Origin of the sequence: Streptomyces sp. NPDC059850, from assembly GCF_042731515.1 — a bacterium.
GTDB lineage: Bacteria > Actinomycetota > Actinomycetes > Streptomycetales > Streptomycetaceae > Streptomyces.
In genome coordinates, this window is record NZ_JBHWJI010000141.1 from 1 (window position 1) to 4,203 (window position 4,203).

The window sequence follows — 4,203 nt, forward strand, 5'->3', positions numbered from 1 at the left end:
GCAGTCGTCAGACGCGCACGCCGCGTCAAGCCACCCACCGCAAGGTAGGGCGGAATCTCCTTCCTGAGCTTGCGAAGGGAGGAGAGCGCTTCAAGCTGTCGGCAATCCGCCAGGGACGGTACGGCGGGGAATCACCAGGCATAGCGAACAACGGGGGACACATGCGGACACGCATGAGGATGGCCGGTGCCATCGCCGGGGCACTGCTCATCACAGGATGTGGCGGCTCGGGCAAGGGCGGTACGACGGACGTGGCCAAGAAGCCGGACACCAAGCCGACGGCCGCGCCATCGGTGCCGATGGAGACCACCGTGAAGAAGGCCACCTGGACGGACCGGGACCAGGCGCGGCAGCTGAAGGTGGCGCCCATCCGGCTCATCCGGGGCAAGGACGCGGATCTCAAGCGGGTCCGGCTCGACGACAACGTCGACGGGATGGTGCCGTTCTACCTCACCGTCTCGTACACCAACACCGGCAAGGCGACGCTGGAACGGCCCGACCCCGAGGACAACTTCACGATCACCCTCGCCGACGGGACTCCCGGCCGCCCGATCGAGCTGATGAACATGAACCCGCTGGCCACCGAGTCGGCTGTGCCCAAGGAGTGCGACAAGGGCGGCCCCGCGACCCTGCCGCCGGGGAGTACGGGCGAGGCATGCCAGATCGTCATGCTGCCCAAGCACCGCACGCCCGCGATCGTCTCGTACACCGACGAGGCGAGCGGCGCCCTGACGTGGAAGATCGGCGACGGCAAGGGCTACGCGGGCACCAACGGCCTGATGGCGGCCGGCCAGTCCGCCGACGCCATGTGGCAGGACGACAACCGCGACGTCCCGATGACCGTCACCCTCACCGGCATGCGCAAGGGCGACATCGGGGACCTGAGCCGCTTCCAGCTGAGCGCGGAACAGAAGAAGATGACGCCGTACTACGTCACCCTCCGCTACCGGAACCGTGGCACGCACACGCTGCTGCCCACCATGCAGGACGGCGTCGCGGTGAGCAGCGCGGGCGGACAGCGGATCCAGCCCATGACGTTCATGGACTTCTCCACCCCGGGCAACGGCGTCGGCGACTGCCGCAGCGCCGTGGCGCACACCCGGCTGAAGCCCAAGTCCTCGCTCACCATGTGCTCCGTCCACATGATGCCCGCGGGCGACCAGCCGGTCGCGGTCACCTTCAAGGGCGAGGGCGCGGGCGCCCACCAGTTCGGCTGGCGCGTGCCGTGAGCTGATGGCCCCCTAAGAAGCGGTGTCCTCGAAGTACGCGTCGAGGACCTCGTCCAGCTTCGCCGTCCAGTCCTTGAGGGCGCCACGGGCCGAGGCCTCGACGTCGGCGGCGTACCAGCGGTGGGCGGTCGTGTAGACGGTGACGCTGAAGCGGCGGCCGAAGCGGGGGGTGTCGATCTCCACCGCGCCGATCTCGTCCCAGGAGAACTCGGCGTTCTCGCCGTCCAGGTGGAAGGCGACGCCGGAGCGCCCGGCGGTGATCGAGCTGCGGCGGTCGGAGACCTCGAAGACCGGCCCGTCCTCGGCCTGCTCCTTCGCGTCGTCCGGCTCGTCCGCCGCCTCGTCCGGCTCCTCGGCTTCGGTCTCGGTTTCGGCTTCCGCCGTCTCCTCTTCCGCTTCCTCCGGCTCGGGGGCCTCTTCCGGGGCCTCCGGGGCCGTCTTCGCCTCCGCGGTCACCTCCTCGGGCGCGTCCGGGCGCGGGGGCGTGAGGCCGGGGATGTGCCCCGGATCGGTCCCGGCGGCGGGTACGGGCGGGGTGATCGGACCTATACGCTGCTCCACGCCCGGCAGTATGTCGGATGAAGCTGTGCCAGCGACACCCAGTCCCCGACTGTCTCTCCGACTGTTCCGCCGCACGCCATGATCACGCTTCACGATCAAGCGACGTCGATGCCGTACTCCCGCACCAGCGCCTCCAGCCCGCCCGGGTAGCCCTTGCCGCCGATCACGAAGTCCCAGTCGCCATTGGCCCGGCGCCGGAACGAGCCGAGGACCAGGGCGGTTTCGCCCCGGCGGCCATCGGAGACCTCCAGCTGGCCGAGTTCGGCGCCCGCCGCGTCCAGCAGCCGTATCCGGGCGTCGGCGAAACCGGACAGGTCCGCCCCGGGGTCGACCTCGGGGTCGACGGCCGCGACGAGGACGAGACGGTCGGCCTCGGGCGGCAGCGCGTCGAAGGCGACGCGGACCGCCGCCCGGTCGGGGGCGGTGGCGGGCAGGGCACTGACGGTGCCGTCGGGGGTGCGGGGGTTGTTGAAGAAGACGAAGTGGTCCTCGCTCAGCACCCGGTCGCCGTCGCAGACGAGGGCGCAGACGTCGAGGGCGACCTCGCCCGACCAGGACATGCCCAGCACGTTGTGATCGGGCGCATCAGGATAGTCAGGCGCATCAGAAGAGTCGGGCGCATCAGGCGAGGGCGAGGCGGGACCGGCGGCGGCGCCGTCGCCCAGCCGCCCCCGCAGCCCGTGCCGGTGGAGCAGGTCGACCAGCTCCACCCCGGACACCAGCTCCAGCGGCTTCCCATGGGCGAACGTATGGGAGCCGGGCCCGAACCGGGAGGTGGTGACCAGGACGCCCTTGTTCGCGCCGCTGCCCTGCACCGTGCCGTACAGATCGCGCACCGCGGTCGGCGGCACCGTGGCACGGTAGCGCTTCACCTGCACCACGATCCGGCCACCCCGGATCGGCGCGGGGTCCATCGCCTCCACGTCCACCCCGCCGTCGTTCGAACGCTGGGTCGTCACCGCCCGCATCCCCATGGCCCGGAACAACTCCGCGACCAGTGACTCGAAGGCGATCGGATCCATCGCGAGCAGATCCGGTTCGTCGCCCCCGCCCTGGGTGAGGACGCCGGAGCCGACCTCGTCCGGCGTCCGCCCGGGCGGCACGGCGGCGCGCTGGTCGGGGCGCGTGGACAGCCGCCCGCGCACGCCGTCGACCAGGCACTCCACCGCGCTCACCTGCTCAAGACGCAGTTCGGCGAAGGCGGTACGGGTCACCGTGACGGTCGCCAGGACGATCCGGGCCCGCTGCCCGGTCGCCGGATCGTGGTCGTCCACGAAACCGTTCAGCGTGACCGACTCCAGCGCCCCGGACCCGTCAACTCCGGCCTCATCCGCCGCGAACAGGTCCCGCAGCGCCAGCAGTACGCACTGCGCGAGCACATCCCGGTACAGCGCCCGGCGCTGCGTGGCGGAGCGCGGCGTCTCCCGGTCCTCGTCGGCGTTGTACATGTACCGCACCGACTTGACCTCGGGGACGATGTCGTAGCGCGGCAGCTCCCAGTCCAGCACGAGCTGGCGCGCGGCCGGATCGTACGCGGCGGACACTTCGCGGGGCGGGCCCTCGGGCCACACCGGGGAGGCGTACGAGGCGTGGTAGAGCGCCGCCGTGAAGTACTCCACCACCGCCTCGGGGTCACCGGCCCGCACCTCCGCGACCAGGTCCGCCACGCCCGCGTTGTACCGGCGTATCTCCGCGATCCGCTCCGCGGCCCACTCCTCGTACCGCCGCCGGTACGCCTCCAGCCGCCGCACCCGCTCGGCCTCCGCCGCCTGCGCGGCCCGCCAGTCCCGCTCGTACCGCTCCCGCGCCTCGTCCCGCTCCCGCCGCCCGGCGCCGAAGCCCCAGCCGCCCTGCGGCTGGTAGTGCCGCTGGTCCGGCATCGGTACGGGGTGGGCCAGCGCGCCCGGGTCGAACGGCTCGACCCGCTCGGGCTGTTGGAGCCCGGCCGGGCGGAACGCCGGTGCCCGGCACCCGGTCGCCAGCAGCGACCGCAACGCCTCGACCCGCGCCTCCAGCTCCTCCGTACGCCGTCGCGCGTCCGCCTCGCGCTGCCGCCGGTACGCCGCCTGCCGCTCCCGCTGATCGCGCGCCCGCTCCCGCTCGGCGGCCCGCAGCCGCCGCTCCTCCTCGCGCTCCTGCCGCGCCCGCGCCCGCTCCTGGGCCTCGCGCTGCCGCTGCGCCTCGGCCCACAGGGAGATCAGAACGCCGGATCGACCGGAGCGACGGCTCATGTACGACTCCCCCCGGGCCCACCGGACCCCACCCTCACACCCGGCCCCCAACCAGCGGTAACGCCCCGATTCTAGTGGCCGCCGGAAGCCCCGGGGCTTCCGGCGGCCCGCGCACACCCGGCGCTGGTCAGAAGGTGGGCGGCCTTCTCACCAGCAGTCTCTTATAAACATAATACGCTGCC

Annotated in this window: 3 protein-coding genes; 1 reads left to right on the top strand and 2 read right to left on the bottom strand. The window is 72.2% G+C overall.

The window, feature by feature from the left end; genetic code table 11:
• Positions 1-173 precede the first annotated feature (173 nt).
• Positions 174-1,229, top strand: coding sequence for a hypothetical protein (locus ACFV9T_RS42580; protein ID WP_385449237.1), 1,056 nt, complete (start codon positions 174-176; stop codon positions 1,227-1,229).
• A gap of 12 nt (positions 1,230-1,241) precedes the next feature.
• Here the strand turns inward: ACFV9T_RS42580 and ACFV9T_RS42585 are convergent, their stop codons facing one another.
• Both ACFV9T_RS42585 and ACFV9T_RS42590 read right to left on the bottom strand, forming a co-directional pair.
• Entirely contained in the window at positions 1,242-1,790 is a 549-nt protein-coding gene (locus ACFV9T_RS42585) for a hypothetical protein (protein WP_385449238.1), read from the bottom strand.
• 95 nt (positions 1,791-1,885) lie between these two features.
• Positions 1,886-4,021, bottom strand: coding sequence for a restriction endonuclease (locus ACFV9T_RS42590; RefSeq protein WP_385449239.1), 2,136 nt, complete (start codon positions 4,019-4,021; stop codon positions 1,886-1,888).
• Between the last annotated feature and the right edge of the window lie 182 nt (positions 4,022-4,203).

Excerpts from the sequence above, each read along its gene's own strand:
- ACFV9T_RS42580 (WP_385449237.1), top strand. The coding sequence starts at position 174 with ATGAGGATGGCCGGTGCCATCGCCGGGGCACTGCTCATCACAGGATGT.
- ACFV9T_RS42590 (WP_385449239.1), bottom strand. The coding sequence starts at position 4,021 with ATGAGCCGTCGCTCCGGTCGATCCGGCGTTCTGATCTCCCTGTGGGCC.